Consider the following 16,456-nt stretch of genomic DNA (forward strand, 5'->3'; position numbering starts at 1 on the left):
GGGAGGAAACTCAGCCCGTGCGGAGCAGGGCGGTGGGCTGGGATTCGCCGCCAGGGCGGATCCCGGTGCCGCGACCCGCAGGTTTGATCTTAAGTCGCGGCACCGCTAGTTTGTGAGCATGACCACGAAGCAGGTGAAGCGGGCGTTCAAGTACCGCTTCTGTCCGACCGATGCGCAGGCAGCCGAGCTGTCGCGCACGTTCGGCTGCGTTCGCAAGGTCTACAACCTGGCGCTCGCCGCACGGTCCGAGGCGTGGACGCTCCGTCAGGAGCGGGTCAACTACAACGCCACCTCCGCGATGCTCACCTCGTGGAAGAAGACCGACGAGCTGGCCTACCTGTCCGAGGTTTCGTCTGTGCCGTTGCAGCAGACGTTGCGGCATCTGCAAGGAGCGTTCGGGAACTTCTGGCAGAAGCGGGCCAAGTACCCGGCCTTCAAGTCCCGGAAGAAGTCGCGGAAGTCCGCTGAGTACACCACCAGCGGTTTCCGCTACCGGGACGGCAAGCTGACCCTCGCCAAGATGAGCGAACCGCTCGACATCGTGTGGTCCCGCCCCCTTCCCGAAGGTGCGACGCCGTCCACGGTGACGGTTTCGCAGGATCCGGCTGGGCGCTGGTTCGTGTCGATGCTGTGCGACGACATCCCCGCAACCATGCCCCAGACCACGAACACGGTCGGGATCGACGCCGGGATCACCAGCCTGGTGACGCTCTCCACCGGAGAGAAGGTCACCAACCCCAGGTTCGAGCGCAAGGACCGCGCCCGTCTCGCCAAGGCTCAGCGGGTGCTGGCGAAGAAGGCCAGGGGTGACGGAGCGAACCGGGCCAAGGCCCGGCGCAAGGTCGCCAAGGTCCATGCCCGCATTACCGACCGCAGGCGTGACCACCTGCACAAGCTGACCACTCGACTCGTTCGTGAAAACCAAACGATCGTGATCGAAGATCTCACCGTACGCAACATGGTCAAGAACCATTTTCTGGCCCGCGCCATCTCGGATGCTGCCTGGAGCACGATGCGCGGCATGCTGGAGTACAAGTGCGCCTGGCACGGAAGGGACCTGGTCGCCATCGACCGCTGGTTCCCCTCCTCCAGGCTGTGCTCCGCCTGCGGCACCTTGCAGGGCAAGATGCCGCTGAACATCCGTATGTGGACGTGTAGGTGCGGTGTCACTCACGACCGTGACGTGAACGCCGCGAAGAACGTACTGGCCGAGGGGCTCTCGGTGACAGTCTGTGGAGCCGGTGTAAGACCTCAACGGAGTTCTCCGGGCGGGCAGTCGGCAACGAAGCAGAAAACCCCACGGCGCGAGCCGTAGGAATCCCCCTCCTTCAGGAGGGGGAGGATGTCAAGTCACCACCTGTACGGAGCCGACGTGCCCGAGGGACACACGATCCACCGCCTCGCCGCGGACCACGACGAGCGGTTCGCCGGCGCCCCGGTGCGGGTCAGCAGCCCGCAGGGCAGGTTCTCCGCAAGCGCCGCCCTGCTCGACGGCCATACCTGCACGGGCGTGGACGCCCACGGCAAGCACCTGTTCCTCGGCTTCGGGGACCTCGGCTGGGTACACATCCACCTCGGCCTCTTCGGCAAGCTCGGGTTCGGTACGGCCCCGGCACCGCCGCCCACGGACACGGTCCGGCTGCGCCTGACGAACACGGACCACCACGCGGATCTGCGCGGGCCCACCACCTGCGCCCTGATCACCCCGGCCGAGAAGCAGGCGATACACGACCGCCTCGGCCCGGACCCGCTGCGGACGGGCGAGGACGGCGAGCGGGCCTGGCTGCGGATCTCCGGCAGCCGCGTCACCATCGCGGCGCTCCTGATGGACCAGAAGGTCGTCGCGGGCGTCGGCAACGTCTACCGGGCCGAGGTCCTGTTCCGGCACGGCATCGACCCGTACCGTCCCGGCAAGAGCCTCAGGCGCACGGAGTGGGACGCGATCTGGGCCGACCTCGGGCTGCTGATGCGCGAAGGCGTCCGCAACAACCGCATCGACACGGTCCGCCCCGAGCACCTGCCGGAGGCCATGGGCCGCGCGCCTCGCGTGGACGACCACGGCGGCGAGGTGTACGTCTACCGCCGCACGCACCAGCCGTGCCACATCTGCGCGACGGAGATCCGCACGGCAGACCTGGCCGCCCGCAACCTCTTCTGGTGCCCAGGCTGCCAGCCCACGTGACCGCCCGCGCCTCCTGGGGGAGGGGTGTCCTCCATCGCCGGACGGGCTTGGATTCCGACAGACCGCTCGTGCTCGGTCAGCGCGGCCCAGAGTTCACGGGCCTCCGGAGGCATCCGCACCGAGCCGAACGCTCCAGGTTCCCGAACCAGTTGTCCCACTCGGAGGGGCGCAGCACACGAAGTTGTGTCGTCATATGCCATCCGTACCAGGGCTACGCCGGACGAGCGACCCGATTTCGAACGCATTGTCACCAGGGTCCCCCTGCCCCGGAGCCGCCGAGATGGATAGGGTCCCCGCAATGGCACGTCGTGGAGGACCAGACTCGTACGCGGCCCGGTGGCGAAGATCGGCGCACCGGGCCCGCATCGCCCTGCGCAAATCCGGGGTGGACTACTTCCGCGGTGACGGCTCCGACTGGATCGCTCTCGTCGGTCTGCTGCTCACCATTCCGGCCATCACCTTCACCACCCTGCTCAACCCGCTGTGGTCCGCGCCCGCGGCCCTCGTCCTCCCGATCGTCGCGGGCGGCCTGCTGCTGCGGCCGGCCAGTCTGCTCGGTCTGTACGCGACCGCCGCCGCCGCCCTGATCGTCGAGTCCATCGCGCTCGGCCCGTACGGCGCTGAGCCGGCCCGCGTCACCCCCGGCACCGTGCTGGTGGTCGCGGCCTGCGGATTCTTCGGCCTGGTCCTCGCCCAGTTCAGGGCGAGGGTCGGGGTCCCGTGGCGTCGCGGCGGCACCATGCTCTTCGACCTGCGCGAACGCATCCGCGTCCAGAGCGCCCTGCCCAGGCTGCCCCAGGGCTGGCACCGCGAGATGGCCCTGCGCCCCGCGGGCGGCCAGTCGTTCTCCGGGGACTTCGTCGTCGCCGCCCGCACCAACGGCGGACGCACCCTGGAAGCCGTCCTCACCGATGTCTCGGGCAAGGGCATGGACGCCGGCTCCCGGGCCCTGCTGCTGTCCGGGGCCTTCGGCGGCCTCCTCGGCTCCCTGCCCCCGCACGGCTTCCTGCCCGCCGCCAACGGCTATCTGCTGCGCCAGGACTGGGACGAGGGCTTCGCCACCTCGATCCATCTCGTCCTGGACCTGGAGTCGGGCGACTACGAGCTGCTCTCCGCGGGCCACCCCCCGGCCCTCCAGCTCCACTCGGGCAGCGGCGTGTGGGAGGAGATGGCGGCCGAGGGGCCCCTGCTCGGCGTCTACGACGGGGCGCAGTTCGACGCGGTCAAGGGCCACCTCGCCCCGGGGGACGTCCTGATGCTCTTCACCGACGGTCTCGTGGAGACCTCGGACCGCGACATCGCCGAGGGAATCGACCGGCTGACGGGCGAGGCCGACCGCTATGTCGTCACGGGCTTCGAGGGCGCGGCCTGGCATCTGATCGAAGCGTGCGCCAAGGACGTCAACGACGACCGCGCACTGCTTCTCCTGTCCCGCCGCACCTGAACCACACCCGAACCGTGCGCAAGCGGTCGAAACGCCTCACGCGTCAACCGGGCAGCGCCTCGTACTCCTTGTCGCGCCCTCCCGGCAGAATCCGGGCCAGGACATGAGAGCGTCCGGCGGCCGGCGGGGCGAGGACCGCGAGGACGAGCACGTGTCCGGCGATGAACGGAACTCGAGTCGTCCGGTCCGCCCGCCGACGCGGGCGAGATCGCACCTCTTCGGACCGGTTCCCGACGCCGGATCCCCCTTCCCGCCGTCCGCCCGTAGGGTCGGCACCGTGACCACCGCTCCCCAACTGACCCTGGCCGAAGTCGAGGCGATCGCCCGCGAGGCCCACGCGAACCAGACGGACAAGGCGGGACGCCCCTACGCCGAACATCTGGCGGCGGTCGCCGACGGCGTACGGAAGCGGGGCGGGAGCGACGAACAGATCGCCGCGGCGTGGCTGCACGACGCCGTCGAGGACGACGCGCTCACGCGGCAGTGGCTGGACGGGGCGGCTCTGCCGCAGTCCGTCAAGGACATGGTCCTCGCCGTCACCAAACGGGACGGCGAGAGCCTTCCCTCGTACACCGCGCGGATTCTCGCGACCCCCGGCGCCCTGCTCGTCAAGGAGTCGGATCTCGCCCACAACGCCGACCCGGCCCGGCTCGCGGTGCTCGAACCGGCTACGCGTACCCGTCTGACCGCGAAATATGCGCAGGTACGAGGGTTGTTGGGGCTCACGGACGGGTCATAGCCCCGAACGACGGAATCAAGCCAACCCGCCGGCGGGTCTGCTCAGAGCTCGGTGGCGTCCCGCCGGAACGCCCAGTTCATGTCCGGCTCGGTGGCGAACCGCAGGACGCGACGTACGGGCGGAGTGCAGAACAGGGTCACCGCGGTTACCGCGACGAGTGAGACGAACACGATCCCGCCGGGAGAGGCCAGCCACGCGAACCGGTCGAACACCCCGGTGAATCCGGCGCCCTTCACCAGGAAGCCGTGCAGCAGATAGCCGCAGATCGTCCCGGCGCCCAGCACGGTGAACCACATGTGGCGCCGTGGCACCCAGGCCAGGAACGCGGCGGTCAGGACCAGCGCGCAGCCGAACATGGTCAGCGACATCACGGCCCCTGACCACCAGGGCGCCCCCATCTCCTGCGCGCTGTTGCTGCGATAGAACCAGCCGAGCTGCATGCGCGGCGCCGCCCAGTAGGCGAACAGCAGGGTCCCGGCCAACAACGGCAGGCTCAGCAGCCGGACTTCGCGGCGCCGCACCAGCTGGAAGTGCTCGGGCTTCAGGATCAGGCCGAGCACGAAGAAGGGCAGGAACTGCAGCACGCGCTGGAGGTCGAGGTCGTCTCCGATCGCCGGTGTCACCGAGGCGAGTACGGCGATCCCGAGTGCCACGGGCAGCGGGTGGCGCAGGGACTTCCACACCGGTGTGGTGAGCCGCCAGACGAACAGGGCGATCAGGAACCAGGTGAGGTACCACGGATCGAGCAGGCTGATCTCCTGCTCCGGCGTCCCGCCGGCGTACCTCTTGAACAGGGAGTACGCGGTCTCGAACAGCACGTAGGGCACGGCGATGCCGGTGACCAGGCGCTTCACCTTGCCCGGCGTCATCTCGAACGAGCGGGAGAAGTAGCCCGAGATGAGGATGAACGCGGGCATGTGGAACGCGTACACCACCATGTACACCGCCCGGGCTGCCCGGCTGCCGTCCATCACCGGTTCCCAGGCGTGCGCGACCGCGACGAGCACGATCGCGAGGAACTTCACGTTGTCGAAGTAGGCGTCACGCCTTTTGGCCGGTGCGGCGGTGGCGGGACCGTTCGGCACGGTGGTGGGGGGAGTGCCGGGGGCCGTCAGGGTCTGCTCGTGTCCGGGCTCCGACTCCCGGGTCGCAGGGGGGAGTGGGGCCCTCTGGAATACGCTCGGAGCTTGGAACATCTAAGACACCCTAGACCCGCCGATTGCAATTCGTAAAACCCCCGACGAATATCGCGTGTTCCCGCGCATGTGCCCGCTCATGCGGCAGCGAAACCACCGAGGTCTGACTGCTATGCACCGTTTAATCCGCCTTAAATGGTGCATAGCGGGGGGTGGTTGAGGAGTGTGAATTTCATCTCGCCGATTCCTGGGAATGGGCTGTGAATGAAGTGTGGCGATATGGAAACGGTCACGCTCATTTGAATTCCCATACGCGGCCCACAGTTACTTCACAGCCGCTTCACAGGCGGGCCCGCGGCCCGTACGCCGCACGGGCCGCGGGTGCGGGGCGCCCATGCGGCGGCTCCCGCCCCGGGGTGTGCGCGGGCGCGACTATGGCGCGATTCGGACAGGTCGTTTCGTCACCTGGCAGCAACCACAGGGGAGTTGGTGGCACGATGGATGCGACGGGGCGTGCCGGAAGGCATGCCGCCGGGCCGGCAAGACGGACCGACCAAGGGTGTGATCAGTCGTGGCCATTTCACTGTCTGTGGTGCTTCTGTTGGCGATCATCCTGGTCGTCATGATCCGTGGTGGATCCATCAAGGCAGGGCCGGCGGTCGTCGCCGTGCTTTTCGGCTTCTTCCTGGCCTCGACCGGCATGGCGCCGTCGATCAACAGGTTCATGAACTCGCTCGCGGACACCCTCAACCAGATCAGCTTCTGATCCGGCGGGTCCGCGGGCGGACGCAAACAGGTCGCCCGCGTCCGTGCGAGCGCGTACGGACGAAAGCGGAAGGCCCGGTCCGGCAGTGACTGCCGGACCGGGCCTTCTGTATGGAGCGGGCGACGGGAATCGAACCCGCGTAGCTAGTTTGGAAGACTAGGGCTCTACCATTGAGCTACGCCCGCATACGCCGCACCGCGGGTCCGTGGACCTCGGCACGAACAGCATCGTAGCGGGTCCGCGGCCTGCTCCGCACACCCGTTGCGGGACCGGCGGCCGAGCCGCCGAACTCGCACCGCCGGACACCCGCTGTGAGACGCACCGTGCAAAGCGTGCGATGCACTGCCCGACGGCATGTACCCTACGTGTCGCACCGACGGGGTGTGGCGCAGCTTGGTAGCGCGTCCGCTTTGGGAGCGGAAGGTCGTCGGTTCGAATCCGGCCACCCCGACCACAGGGAAGATCGCATTGGGGGAGTCATCCCCCTTGCCGTTACTATGCAAATTGCGTGCCCGTGTGTCCGATGAACCGGGCCCGATCCGCGAAGCCGCCCCCGGCGGTCCAGCGGAACCCAAAGAAGTCAGCCCCCAAGGAGACCGAACCGTGAAGAGCGCCGTGGAGACCCTGAACCCGACCCGGGTTCGGCTCAGCATTGAGGTGCCCTTCGAGGAGCTCAAGGACAGCCTCGACGCGGCGTACAAGAAGATCAACCAGCAGGTCACGGTGAAGGGCTTCCGTAAGGGCAAGATCCCCAACCGGGTCATCGACCAGCGGTTCGGCCGTGGTGCAGTCCTGGAGGAGGCCGTCAACGACGCCCTCCCGAAGTTCTACACCGAGGCGGTCAACGAGGGTGAGCTCAACGTTCTGGGCCAGCCCGAGGTCGACATCACCGAGCTGAAGGACGGCGAGCTGCTGTCCTTCACTGCCGAGGTTGACGTACGCCCCGAGATCGAGATTCCGGACTACTCCGGCATCGAGGTCACCGTCGACGCCCTCGAGGTCACCGACGAGGACGTCGAGAAGGCCGTGGAGCAGCTCCGCGAGCGCTTCGCCTCCACCGACCCGGTCGAGCGCGCCGCCGCCGAAGGCGACGTCGTCACGATCGACCTGGAGGCCAAGGTCGACGGAGAGGTCCTTGAGGACGGCGTGGCCGCCGGTGTCTCGTACACCATCGGTTCCGGCGAGCTCCTCGAAGGCATCGACGAGGCCGTGACCGGCCTGGAGGCCGGTGGCGAGGCCACCTTCACCTCTCAGCTGAAGGGCGGCTCCGCCGAGGGCAAGGACGCGGAGGTCACCGTCAAGGTCACCGCCGTCGCCGCCCGTGAGCTTCCCGAGCTGGACGACGAGTTCGCCCAGATGGCGAGCGAGTTCGACACGCTCGACGAGCTGAAGGCGGACAGCCGCAAGCGCCTTGAGAGCACCAAGCAGTACGACCAGGCCACCCAGGCCCAGGAGCGCGTCCTGGACGAGCTGCTGAAGCTGGCCGAGGTCCCGATCCCCGAGAAGCTCCTCGCGGACGAGGTCAAGACCCGCAAGCACAACCTCGAGCACCACCAGCTCGGCCAGATGGGCATCGACCTCGAGAAGTACCTGGAGATCCAGGGCAAGACGCTCGAGGAGTTCGAGGCCGAGACCGCCGAGCAGGCGATCAAGGGCATCAAGACCCAGTTCATCCTTGACGAGCTCGTCAACAAGGAGAAGCTGAACGTCAACCAGGAGGAGCTCACCGAGCACCTCATGCGGCGCGCCGCTTCCTCCGGCATGAGCCCCGACCAGTTCGCCCAGGCCGTCGTCGAGGGTGGCCAGGTGCCGATGCTCGTCGGCGAGGTCGCCCGCGGCAAGGCGCTCGCCGTCGTCGTCGAGGCCGCCAAGGTCGTCGACACCAACGGTGAGGTCGTCGACCTCGAGGACGACGAGGAAGAAGCCCCCGAGACCTCTGAGGCCGTAGAGGCCGCCGAGGGTGACTCCGCCGAGTCCGCCGAGGGTGACACCACGACCGCCGAGGACAAGCCCCAGGGCTGAGCCTCGTACCGATCCGCCGACGGGCTCCGGACGCTGTGCGTCGGGAGCCCGTCGACGTATCGGCGTACGACCGTCGCAACCCTTGTGCGGACTGCTTACCTTGCGCTCCCAGCGAACAGTTGGGGAAGCGGGATGGCGTTGTCCTACCTGCGCGTTAGGGTCCATGAAGGAAGGGTGGGGGAGTCCCCGCCCACCCGGTACGAAGACGCTGAGACGGCCGGAGCCGTCAGAGACGAGCAGGTGGATACGTGACGAATCTGATGCCCTACGCCGCCGGAGAGCCGTCCCTCGGTGGTGGCCTCGGCGACCAGGTCTACAGCCGACTGCTCGGCGAGCGCATCATCTTCCTCGGTCAGCAGGTCGATGATGACATCGCCAACAAGATCACCGCACAGCTGCTGCTCCTTGCCGCCGAGCCGCACAAGGACATCTACCTCTACATCAACAGCCCCGGTGGTTCGGTGACCGCCGGCATGGCCGTCTACGACACCATGCAGTACATCCCGAACGACGTCGTCACCATCGGTATGGGCATGGCGGCCTCGATGGGCCAGTTCCTGCTGACCGGCGGTGCGGCGGGCAAGCGCTTCGCGCTCCCGAACACCGACATCCTCATGCACCAGGGTTCGGCCGGCATCGGCGGTACCGCCTCGGACATCAAGATCCAGGCCCAGTACCTGCTCCGGACGAAGACGCGTATGGCGGAGATCACCGCCCACCACTCCGGTCAGACCGTGGAAACGATCATCCGCGACGGCGACCGTGACCGCTGGTACACCGCGGAGGAGGCCAAGGACTACGGCCTCATCGACGAGATCATCTCGGCCGCGTCGGGCATCCCGGGCGGCGGCGGCACCGGCGCCTGATCCGGATTCGACCGGACCGGCACCAGCTTCCGCACCTCCCGTACGCCGAGAACCCAGCCCACAGAACGCCACCAGGATGGTGAAGACCCACATGAACAACTTCCCCGGCGCCTCCGCGAGCGGCCTCTACACCGGCCCGCAGGTGGACAACCGCTACGTCATCCCGCGCTTCGTGGAGCGCACCTCGCAGGGCGTGCGTGAGTACGACCCGTACGCGAAGCTCTTCGAAGAGCGCGTGATCTTCCTCGGCGTCCAGATCGACGACGCCTCGGCCAACGACGTCATGGCGCAGCTCCTGTGCCTTGAGTCGATGGACCCGGACCGCGACATCTCGATCTACATCAACAGCCCCGGCGGCTCGTTCACCGCGCTCACCGCGATCTACGACACGATGCAGTTCGTGAAGCCGGACATCCAGACGGTCTGCATGGGCCAGGCGGCCTCCGCCGCCGCCGTCCTGCTGGCGGCGGGCACGCCGGGCAAGCGCATGGCGCTCCCGCACGCCCGTGTGCTCATCCACCAGCCGTCCTCGCAGACCGGCCGTGAGCAGCTCTCCGACCTGGAGATCGCGGCCAACGAGATCCTCCGGATGCGCACCCAGCTCGAAGAGATGCTGGCCAAGCACTCCACCACCCCGCTGGAGAAGATCAGCGAGGACATCGAGCGCGACAAGATCCTTACCGCGGAGGACGCCCTGGCGTACGGTCTGGTGGACCAGATCGTCTCCACCCGTAAGACGACAGCAGGCGCTTCCGTCTGAGTCGGTCTTTCCCCTTGGCACATTCCGTTCGCACGGCCTCGGCCGTGTGAACCGTGCCAAGGGGGGCCCGTACGGGGGGTCAGGCAAGGTACCGTCGGATAGAGGCACCAGGAGCCGCTGAACCAGGCGTCTCCCAGGCGAAGGGGAAGCACCTCGTGGCACGCATCGGTGATGGCGGCGACTTGCTCAAGTGCTCGTTCTGCGGAAAGAGCCAGAAGCAGGTGAAGAAGCTCATCGCGGGACCCGGTGTGTACATCTGCGATGAGTGCATCGATCTCTGCAACGAGATCATCGAGGAGGAGCTCGCCGAGACCTCGGAAGTGCGGTGGGAGGAGCTTCCCAAACCGCGCGAGATCTACGAGTTCCTCGAGGGGTACGTCGTGGGGCAGGAGCCCGCGAAGAAGGCCCTCTCGGTCGCTGTGTACAACCACTACAAGCGGGTCCAGGCCGGCGAGAACAGTGGTGGCGGCAACCGCGACGACGCGATCGAGCTCGCCAAGTCCAACATTCTGCTGCTGGGCCCCACGGGCTCCGGCAAGACGCTCCTCGCGCAGACGCTGGCCCGCATGCTCAACGTCCCGTTCGCCATCGCCGACGCGACGGCGCTGACGGAGGCCGGCTATGTCGGCGAGGACGTCGAGAACATCCTGCTGAAGCTGATCCAGGCCGCTGACTACGACGTCAAGAAGGCCGAGACGGGGATCATCTACATCGACGAGATCGACAAGGTCGCCCGCAAGAGCGAGAACCCGTCGATCACCCGCGATGTCTCGGGCGAGGGCGTGCAGCAGGCCCTGCTGAAGATCCTCGAGGGCACCACCGCCTCCGTACCGCCGCAGGGCGGCCGGAAGCACCCGCACCAGGAGTTCATCCAGATCGACACGACGAACGTGCTGTTCATCGTGGGCGGTGCCTTCTCCGGTCTGGAGAAGATCATCGAGTCGCGGGCCGGCGCCAAGGGCATCGGCTTCGGCGCGACGATCCGCTCGAAGCTGGAGATCCAGGCGAGCGACCAGTTCCAGGAGGTCATGCCGGAGGACCTGGTGAAGTTCGGGATGATCCCCGAGTTCATCGGCCGCCTCCCGGTACTGACCTCGGTCCACAACCTGGACCGCGAGGCACTCCTCCAGATTCTGGTCGAGCCGCGCAACGCACTGGTGAAGCAGTACCAGAAGCTGTTCGAACTCGACGGCGTGGAGCTGGAGTTCGAGCGCGAGGCGCTGGAAGCGATCGCCGACCAGGCGATCCTGCGCCAGACGGGCGCGCGCGGTCTGCGCGCCATCATGGAGGAAGTCCTCCAGTCCGTGATGTACGAGGTGCCGTCCCGCAAGGACGTCGCCCGCGTGGTCATCACCTCGGACGTCGTCCGCAACAACGTCAACCCGACGCTGGTCCCGCGCGAGCCGCGCACGATCGGCAAGAACGACGGCGGCCGGCACGAGAAGTCCGCGTAGCGGCAGAAGTTCTCACACGTACGCCGAAGGGGCGCCCACCGGACAACCGGTGGGCGCCTTCTTCTTGACAAAATATATTAGCTAGGGCTAATATATTTGTCGTGGACGGTCCGTACGAACTCAGATTCTTCGCAGATGTCCTGGAGTGGATTCAAGACCTCGCCAAGGAAGACCCGGACAGTCACGACCACGTCATTGCTGCCTTGGAGCGGCTCCAGGAGTGCGGTCCCGCCTTGCGGCGCCCGACGGTGGGGGCCATTGACGGCAGCCAGTTCCGCAACATGCGGGAGCTCCGTCCTCGGAGCGGGAGCTCGGTCAGCATCAGGATGCTCTTCGTTTTCGACCCTGCGCGACGGGCGGTCTTTCTTGTTGCGGGGAACAAAGCGAGCGGTCGTCAGTGGACGGCCTGGTACCCCAAGGCGATCAAGCAGGCTGATGCCAACTACATCGCTCACCTTGAAGCTCTGAAGGAGGAGGACGACTGATGAAGCTTGGCAGCATGGCCGACCTCACGGCCGACATCACGCCGGAGAAGCGTGCCCGCGTCGACGCCATCAAGAGCGAGATGGTCGACGCGGAGAGAGGCCACGAACTGGCCTCCCTCCGCAAGGCGCAGGGGATGACCCAGGTGCAGGCAGCAAAGGCAATGGGAGTGACGCAAGGGCGCATCAGCCAGATCGAGCGTGGCGGTGTCCGTCTGGATACGTCGACGATGTCGGCCTACCTCCAAGCCATCGGCGGCGAGCTGACGATACTGGCTACGGTCGGAAACGTGTCAGTGAAGCTCTGATCCCGGAGGTCCGACACCGGTCCCGCGCGAGCCGCGCACGATCGGCAAGAACGACGGCGGCCGGCACGAGAAGTCCGCGTAGTTCGTAGTCAAGTCAAAGGGGGGCCCGGTCAGTTCGCTGACCGGGCGCCCCTTTGGTCTGTTCCCCGCGAACTACGTAACTAAGCGAGTATGCACGCGGTGTACCGGGTGGCCCAGGTCGTGACGCCTGCCTGCTGCAAAAGGCTCATGCATGCATCACTAGGCTGTGCACCCCAAACGTGAGCGGGCCAACTGCATGCGTACTGCACCTTCGTCCCGACAACGACGCCGTTCTGTATAAGTTTGTTGATGCATTGTGCTTGGGTTGCTGAAGCGGGTGTTGCGGTGGCCAGCGGTACCGCCGTCAGTGCTGCAGCCAGAACGAACCCGGTGAGCAGGCTCGTACTGATGGCTGAATAGCATCGACGATTGAGAGGGTCGCGGTGCGAGTGCGCGTTGTGCTCTGGCGTGCGTTGGCGATTACTTGACTTCGACGCGCACGTCGTTGCGGAGCTTGGCCGCGTTGTTGGCTGCGTCTTCCATCGAAGTGCTCTTGCCGGTCATCATCGCGGCCATATCCATGTCCAGAACGTAGACCACCGTGCTGTGGTCACCCCAGATGCAGACCGGCATCGTGGTGGGCTTAGAACTGCCCGTGCCGCTGGCGCCCGTGATCTTGGACTCCTGGCACTTGAGGACGCCGTTCTCGAATCCGGCCGGGGTGAACGCCTGGGGGTTGCCGACGAGTTCGCCCTTAGGCTCGCTGCCCGTGTCCTTCTCGGCCTCTGCCTTCATGTTGGCGAACATGGCGTCGACGACCTTCTCGGGGTCCTCGATGTCTCCGTAGACGCCGCTGAATGACAGCATCTTCTGCGTAGCCGCATCCCCAGAGGTGTAACTCGCGCTGACGTTCTTGGCGTTGGTCACCCCCCATGCTTCCGCTTCCTTGAGGTCCTTCTCCGACATCTGTTCGTTGCCCTGATCGGGGGCCTTCTTGTACGAGCCCCCAAGCACCGTTTCAGGCGTCGCGAGCTTGTACGTCTTCCCGTCGTTCGCGACCGAGCTGCCGCCCCCCGACGTCAGGAAGTACACGCCACCGGCGATCACGGCCAGGGCCACGACGGCGCCCGTCACGATCAGGCCGGTCTTCTTCTTGGGCGCGGCCGGCGGCATCGGCATCTGGCCGCCGTAGGCCGGCTGGCCGCCGTACGGGGGCGTGGGCGGCTGCTGGCCGTACGGGCCGGGCTGCTGGCCCTGCTGCGGGTAGCCGTAGCCCTGCGGGGGCTGCTGCGGCGGAACACCCTGGGGGGCCTGCTGCGGGTACCCGTAACCGGGCTGGCCCTGCGGCGGACCCTGCGGCGGCTGGCCGCCGTACGGGCCCGGCTGCTGTCCGTACGGTCCGGGCTGGCCCTGCGGCGGCTGCCCACCGTACGGACCCGGCTGGTTGTAGCTCATGCTGCTGTCCCCTCCAGAATGCTTATGCGTTGCGAACATCCTGGCTGACGCGGCCGTGACGTGGGGCATCGGGCGGCACACCGTTACTGAACAACCGGTTTCAGTGCGGGACCGTGACGGCCCTAAACTGTCCCTCGTGACCGAGAACACTCAGCAGCAGACAGCCAGCAACCCCGAACTGCCGACCCAGTACGCGCCGGCCGAGGTAGAGGGGAAGCTGTACGAGCGCTGGGTGGAACGCGGGTACTTCAAAGCCGACGCCGCGAGCGAGAAGCCGCCGTACACGATCGTCATCCCGCCGCCGAACGTCACCGGCGCACTGCACCTGGGGCACGCCTTCCAGGTCACGCTGATGGACGCCCTCACCCGGCGTAAGCGCATGCAGGGCTTCGAGACCCTGTGGCTGCCGGGCATGGACCACGCGGGCATCGCCACCCAGAACAAGGTCGAGCAGCAGCTCGCCGAGGAGGGCAAGTCACGCCAGGACCTGGGGCGTGACGCGTTCACCGAGCGGGTCTGGCAGTGGAAGGACGAGTTCGGCGGCCGGATCCTCGGCCAGCTGAAGCGTCTCGGTGCCGGCCTGGACTGGTCCCGTGAGCGGTTCACCATGGACGAGGGCATGTCCAACGCCGTCCAGACCATCTTCAAGCGGCTGTACGACGACGAGCTGATCTACCGGGCCGAGCGCATCATCAACTGGTGCCCGCGCTGCCTGACGGCGATCTCCGACATCGAGGTCGACTACCAGGACGACGACGGCGAGCTGGTCTCGCTGAAGTACGGCGAAGGCGACGACACTCTCGTCGTCGCCACCACACGGGTCGAGACCATGCTCGGCGACACCGCCGTCGCGGTGCACCCCGACGACGAGCGGTACGCGCACCTCATCGGCAAGCGGATCAAGCTTCCGCTCACCGACCGGACCATTCCCGTCGTGGCCGACACCCACGTCGACCCCGAGTTCGGCACCGGCGCCGTGAAGGTCACGCCCGCCCACGACCCGAACGACTTCGCCATCGGCCAGCGGCACGGCCTGGAGTCCATGACGATCATGGACGAGCGCGGGGTCATCACGGTCCACGGCCCGTTCCAGGGACTTGACCGCTTCGAGGCGCGCTCCGCGATCGTCGCCGCCCTGCGCGAGCAGGGCCGGGTCGTCGCCGAGAAGCGCCCCTACGTCCACTCCGTTGGCCACTGCTCGCGCTGCAAGACGACGGTCGAGCCGCGTCTGTCGCTCCAGTGGTGGGTCAAGGTCGAGACGCTCGCCAAGGCCGCGGGCGACGCGGTCCGCGACGGGCGCGTCGAGCTGCACCCGAAGGAGATGGAGAAGCGGTACTTCGACTGGGTCGACAACCTCAACGACTGGTGCATCTCGCGCCAGTTGTGGTGGGGCCACCGCATTCCCGTCTGGTACGGCCCCGACGGCGAGGTCGTCTGCGTCGGACCGGACGAGGAGCCGCCGAGCGGCGAGGGCTGGACCCAGGACCCTGACGTCCTCGACACCTGGTTCTCCTCCGGCCTGTGGCCGTTCTCCACGCTGGGCTGGCCCCAGGAGACGCCCGACCTCAAGAAGTTCTATTCGACCGACGTCCTGCTCACCGGCCACGACATCATCTTCTTCTGGGTCGTCCGGATGATGATGTTCGGCCTGTACGCGATGGACGGCGAGGTTCCGTTCAAGACCGTCTCCCTGACCGGCCTCGTCCGCGACGAGTTCGGCAAGAAGATGTCCAAGTCCAACCCGAACGCGGTCGACCCGCTGGACTGGATGGACAACTACGGCTCCGACGCCGTCCGTTTCACCCTCGCCAAGGGCGCCAACCCCGGTGCGGACGTGCCGATCGGCGAGGACTGGGTCCAGGCGTCCCGTAACTTCGCCAACAAGATCTGGAACGCGACCCGCTTCGCGATGATGAACGGCGCGACCGTCGAGGGTCCGCTGCCTCCCGTCGAGGAGATGTCCGCGACCGACCGCTGGGTTCTGTCGCGGCTCAACGCGACGGTCGCCGAGGTCGACGCGCTGTACGACGACTTCCAGTTCGCCAAGCTCAGCGAGGCGCTCTACCACTTCGCGTGGGACGAGGTCTTCGACTGGTACGTCGAGCTGTCCAAGACGACGTTCTTCGCCGGCGGCGAGCAGGCCAAGGTGTCCGCCCGCGTCCTCGGCGAGGTCCTGGACGTGACGCTCCGGGTCCTGCACCCGATCGTCCCGTTCGTCACGGAGCAGCTCTGGACGACCCTCACCGGCGGCGAGTCCCTCGTCGTCGCCGACTGGCCCACCGACTCCGGCTTCCGCGACCCCGCCGCGGAGAAGGAGATCGAGCTGGTCCAGCAGGTCGTCACCGAGGTCCGCAGGTTCCGCTCCGACCAGGGGCTCCAGCCGGGCCAGAAGGTTCCGGCCCAGCTGACCCTGACCGGTACGGCGCTCGCCCCGCACGAGGCGGCCATCCGTCAGCTGCTGCGTCTCCAGCCCGCCGAGGAGGGCTTCCAGGCCACGGCGACGCTGCCGGTCGCGGGCGCCACCGTGGCGCTCGACCTCTCCGGCACGATCGACGTCGCTGCGGAGCGCAAGCGCCTGACGAAGGACCTGGACGCGGCCCGGTCCGAGGTCAAGCAGGCCAACGGCAAGCTCGGCAACGAGGCGTTCGTGGCGAAGGCCCCGGAGCACGTCGTCGAGAAGATCCGTGGCCGCCTGACCAAGGCCGAGGCGGACATCGCGCGAATCCAGGGACAGCTGGACAGCCTGCCCGCAGCCTGATCATCGCCCACGAGTAAGGCCCGGACCTCGGTCCGGGCCTTACTCGTACTGCGGAGAAGGAGT

General features: G+C 67.2%; 13 protein-coding genes, 2 tRNA genes and 2 pseudogenes. 13 read left to right on the forward strand and 4 right to left on the reverse strand.

Annotated elements, in window-relative coordinates; translation table 11 throughout:
* The first annotated feature begins 118 nt into the window (after positions 1–118).
* From F0344_RS24740 to F0344_RS24750, 3 genes are all read left to right on the forward strand, one after another.
* Complete coding sequence (locus F0344_RS24740; RefSeq protein ID WP_185300869.1) at positions 119–1,315, forward strand: RNA-guided endonuclease InsQ/TnpB family protein; 1,197 nt, start codon at positions 119–121, stop codon at positions 1,313–1,315.
* Positions 1,316–1,372: 57 nt separating this feature from the next.
* On the forward strand, positions 1,373–2,182 hold the full coding sequence (locus F0344_RS24745) for an Fpg/Nei family DNA glycosylase (RefSeq protein ID WP_185302874.1): 810 nt from the start codon (positions 1,373–1,375) through the stop codon (positions 2,180–2,182).
* Between the two features lie 298 nt (positions 2,183–2,480).
* Positions 2,481–3,626 (forward strand): PP2C family protein-serine/threonine phosphatase, encoded by a 1,146-nt coding sequence (locus F0344_RS24750; protein ID WP_185300870.1) that lies wholly within the window; start codon positions 2,481–2,483, stop codon positions 3,624–3,626.
* Between the two features lie 43 nt (positions 3,627–3,669).
* On the opposite strand, the pseudogene F0344_RS24755 reads toward F0344_RS24750, so the two are convergent.
* A pseudogene (locus F0344_RS24755) lies at positions 3,670–3,795 on the reverse strand (cation:proton antiporter); the annotation flags it as partial.
* 108 nt (positions 3,796–3,903) lie between these two features.
* Between F0344_RS24755 and F0344_RS24760 the strand changes: the two are divergent.
* A pseudogene (locus tag F0344_RS24760) lies at positions 3,904–4,393 on the forward strand (HD domain-containing protein); the annotation flags it as partial.
* A gap of 13 nt (positions 4,394–4,406) precedes the next feature.
* Here F0344_RS24760 and F0344_RS24765 read toward each other — a convergent pair.
* A complete protein-coding gene (locus tag F0344_RS24765; RefSeq protein WP_185300872.1) occupies positions 4,407–5,561 on the reverse strand; it encodes an acyltransferase family protein in 1,155 nt (384 codons plus the stop codon).
* A 511-nt stretch (positions 5,562–6,072) separates the two neighbouring features.
* On the opposite strand from F0344_RS24765, the gene F0344_RS24770 reads away from it, so the two are divergent.
* On the forward strand, positions 6,073–6,267 hold the full coding sequence (locus F0344_RS24770; RefSeq protein ID WP_185300873.1) for a hypothetical protein: 195 nt from the start codon (positions 6,073–6,075) through the stop codon (positions 6,265–6,267).
* Between the two features lie 111 nt (positions 6,268–6,378).
* On the opposite strand, the gene F0344_RS24775 is transcribed toward F0344_RS24770, so the two are convergent.
* A tRNA-Gly gene (locus F0344_RS24775) sits at positions 6,379–6,452 on the reverse strand.
* 192 nt (positions 6,453–6,644) lie between these two features.
* Here F0344_RS24775 and F0344_RS24780 point away from each other — a divergent pair.
* The 7 genes from F0344_RS24780 to F0344_RS24810 all read left to right on the forward strand — a co-directional run bounded on the left by F0344_RS24780 (position 6,645) and on the right by F0344_RS24810 (position 12,159).
* A tRNA-Pro gene (locus F0344_RS24780) sits at positions 6,645–6,721 on the forward strand.
* 149 nt (positions 6,722–6,870) lie between these two features.
* Positions 6,871–8,289 (forward strand): trigger factor, encoded by a 1,419-nt coding sequence (gene tig / locus F0344_RS24785; RefSeq protein ID WP_185300874.1) that lies wholly within the window; start codon positions 6,871–6,873, stop codon positions 8,287–8,289.
* A 260-nt stretch (positions 8,290–8,549) separates the two neighbouring features.
* A complete protein-coding gene (locus tag F0344_RS24790; RefSeq protein ID WP_185302875.1) occupies positions 8,550–9,155 on the forward strand; it encodes an ATP-dependent Clp protease proteolytic subunit in 606 nt (201 codons plus the stop codon).
* A 76-nt stretch (positions 9,156–9,231) separates the two neighbouring features.
* Entirely contained in the window at positions 9,232–9,915 is a 684-nt protein-coding gene (locus tag F0344_RS24795; protein ID WP_308460991.1) for an ATP-dependent Clp protease proteolytic subunit, read from the forward strand.
* 155 nt (positions 9,916–10,070) lie between these two features.
* On the forward strand, positions 10,071–11,369 hold the full coding sequence (clpX, locus tag F0344_RS24800; RefSeq protein WP_185300875.1) for an ATP-dependent Clp protease ATP-binding subunit ClpX: 1,299 nt from the start codon (positions 10,071–10,073) through the stop codon (positions 11,367–11,369).
* 101 nt (positions 11,370–11,470) lie between these two features.
* Positions 11,471–11,854 (forward strand): type II toxin-antitoxin system RelE/ParE family toxin, encoded by a 384-nt coding sequence (locus F0344_RS24805; protein ID WP_185300876.1) that lies wholly within the window; start codon positions 11,471–11,473, stop codon positions 11,852–11,854.
* A complete protein-coding gene (locus F0344_RS24810) occupies positions 11,854–12,159 on the forward strand; it encodes a helix-turn-helix domain-containing protein (protein WP_185300877.1) in 306 nt (101 codons plus the stop codon). The genes F0344_RS24805 and F0344_RS24810 overlap by 1 nt, the downstream gene beginning before the upstream one ends.
* Before the next feature lie 501 nt (positions 12,160–12,660).
* On the opposite strand, the gene F0344_RS24815 is transcribed toward F0344_RS24810, so the two are convergent.
* Positions 12,661–13,635: a hypothetical protein gene (locus tag F0344_RS24815; protein ID WP_185300878.1), complete on the reverse strand. Its 975-nt coding sequence runs from the start codon at positions 13,633–13,635 to the stop codon at positions 12,661–12,663.
* Between the two features lie 136 nt (positions 13,636–13,771).
* Here F0344_RS24815 and F0344_RS24820 point away from each other — a divergent pair, with 136 nt between their 5' ends.
* Positions 13,772–16,393 (forward strand): valine--tRNA ligase, encoded by a 2,622-nt coding sequence (locus F0344_RS24820; RefSeq protein WP_185300879.1) that lies wholly within the window; start codon positions 13,772–13,774, stop codon positions 16,391–16,393.
* The last annotated feature ends 63 nt before the right edge of the window (positions 16,394–16,456 follow it).

Source organism: Streptomyces finlayi, from assembly GCF_014216315.1.
In the GTDB taxonomy this organism is placed as follows: Bacteria; Actinomycetota; Actinomycetes; order Streptomycetales; family Streptomycetaceae; genus Streptomyces; species Streptomyces finlayi_A.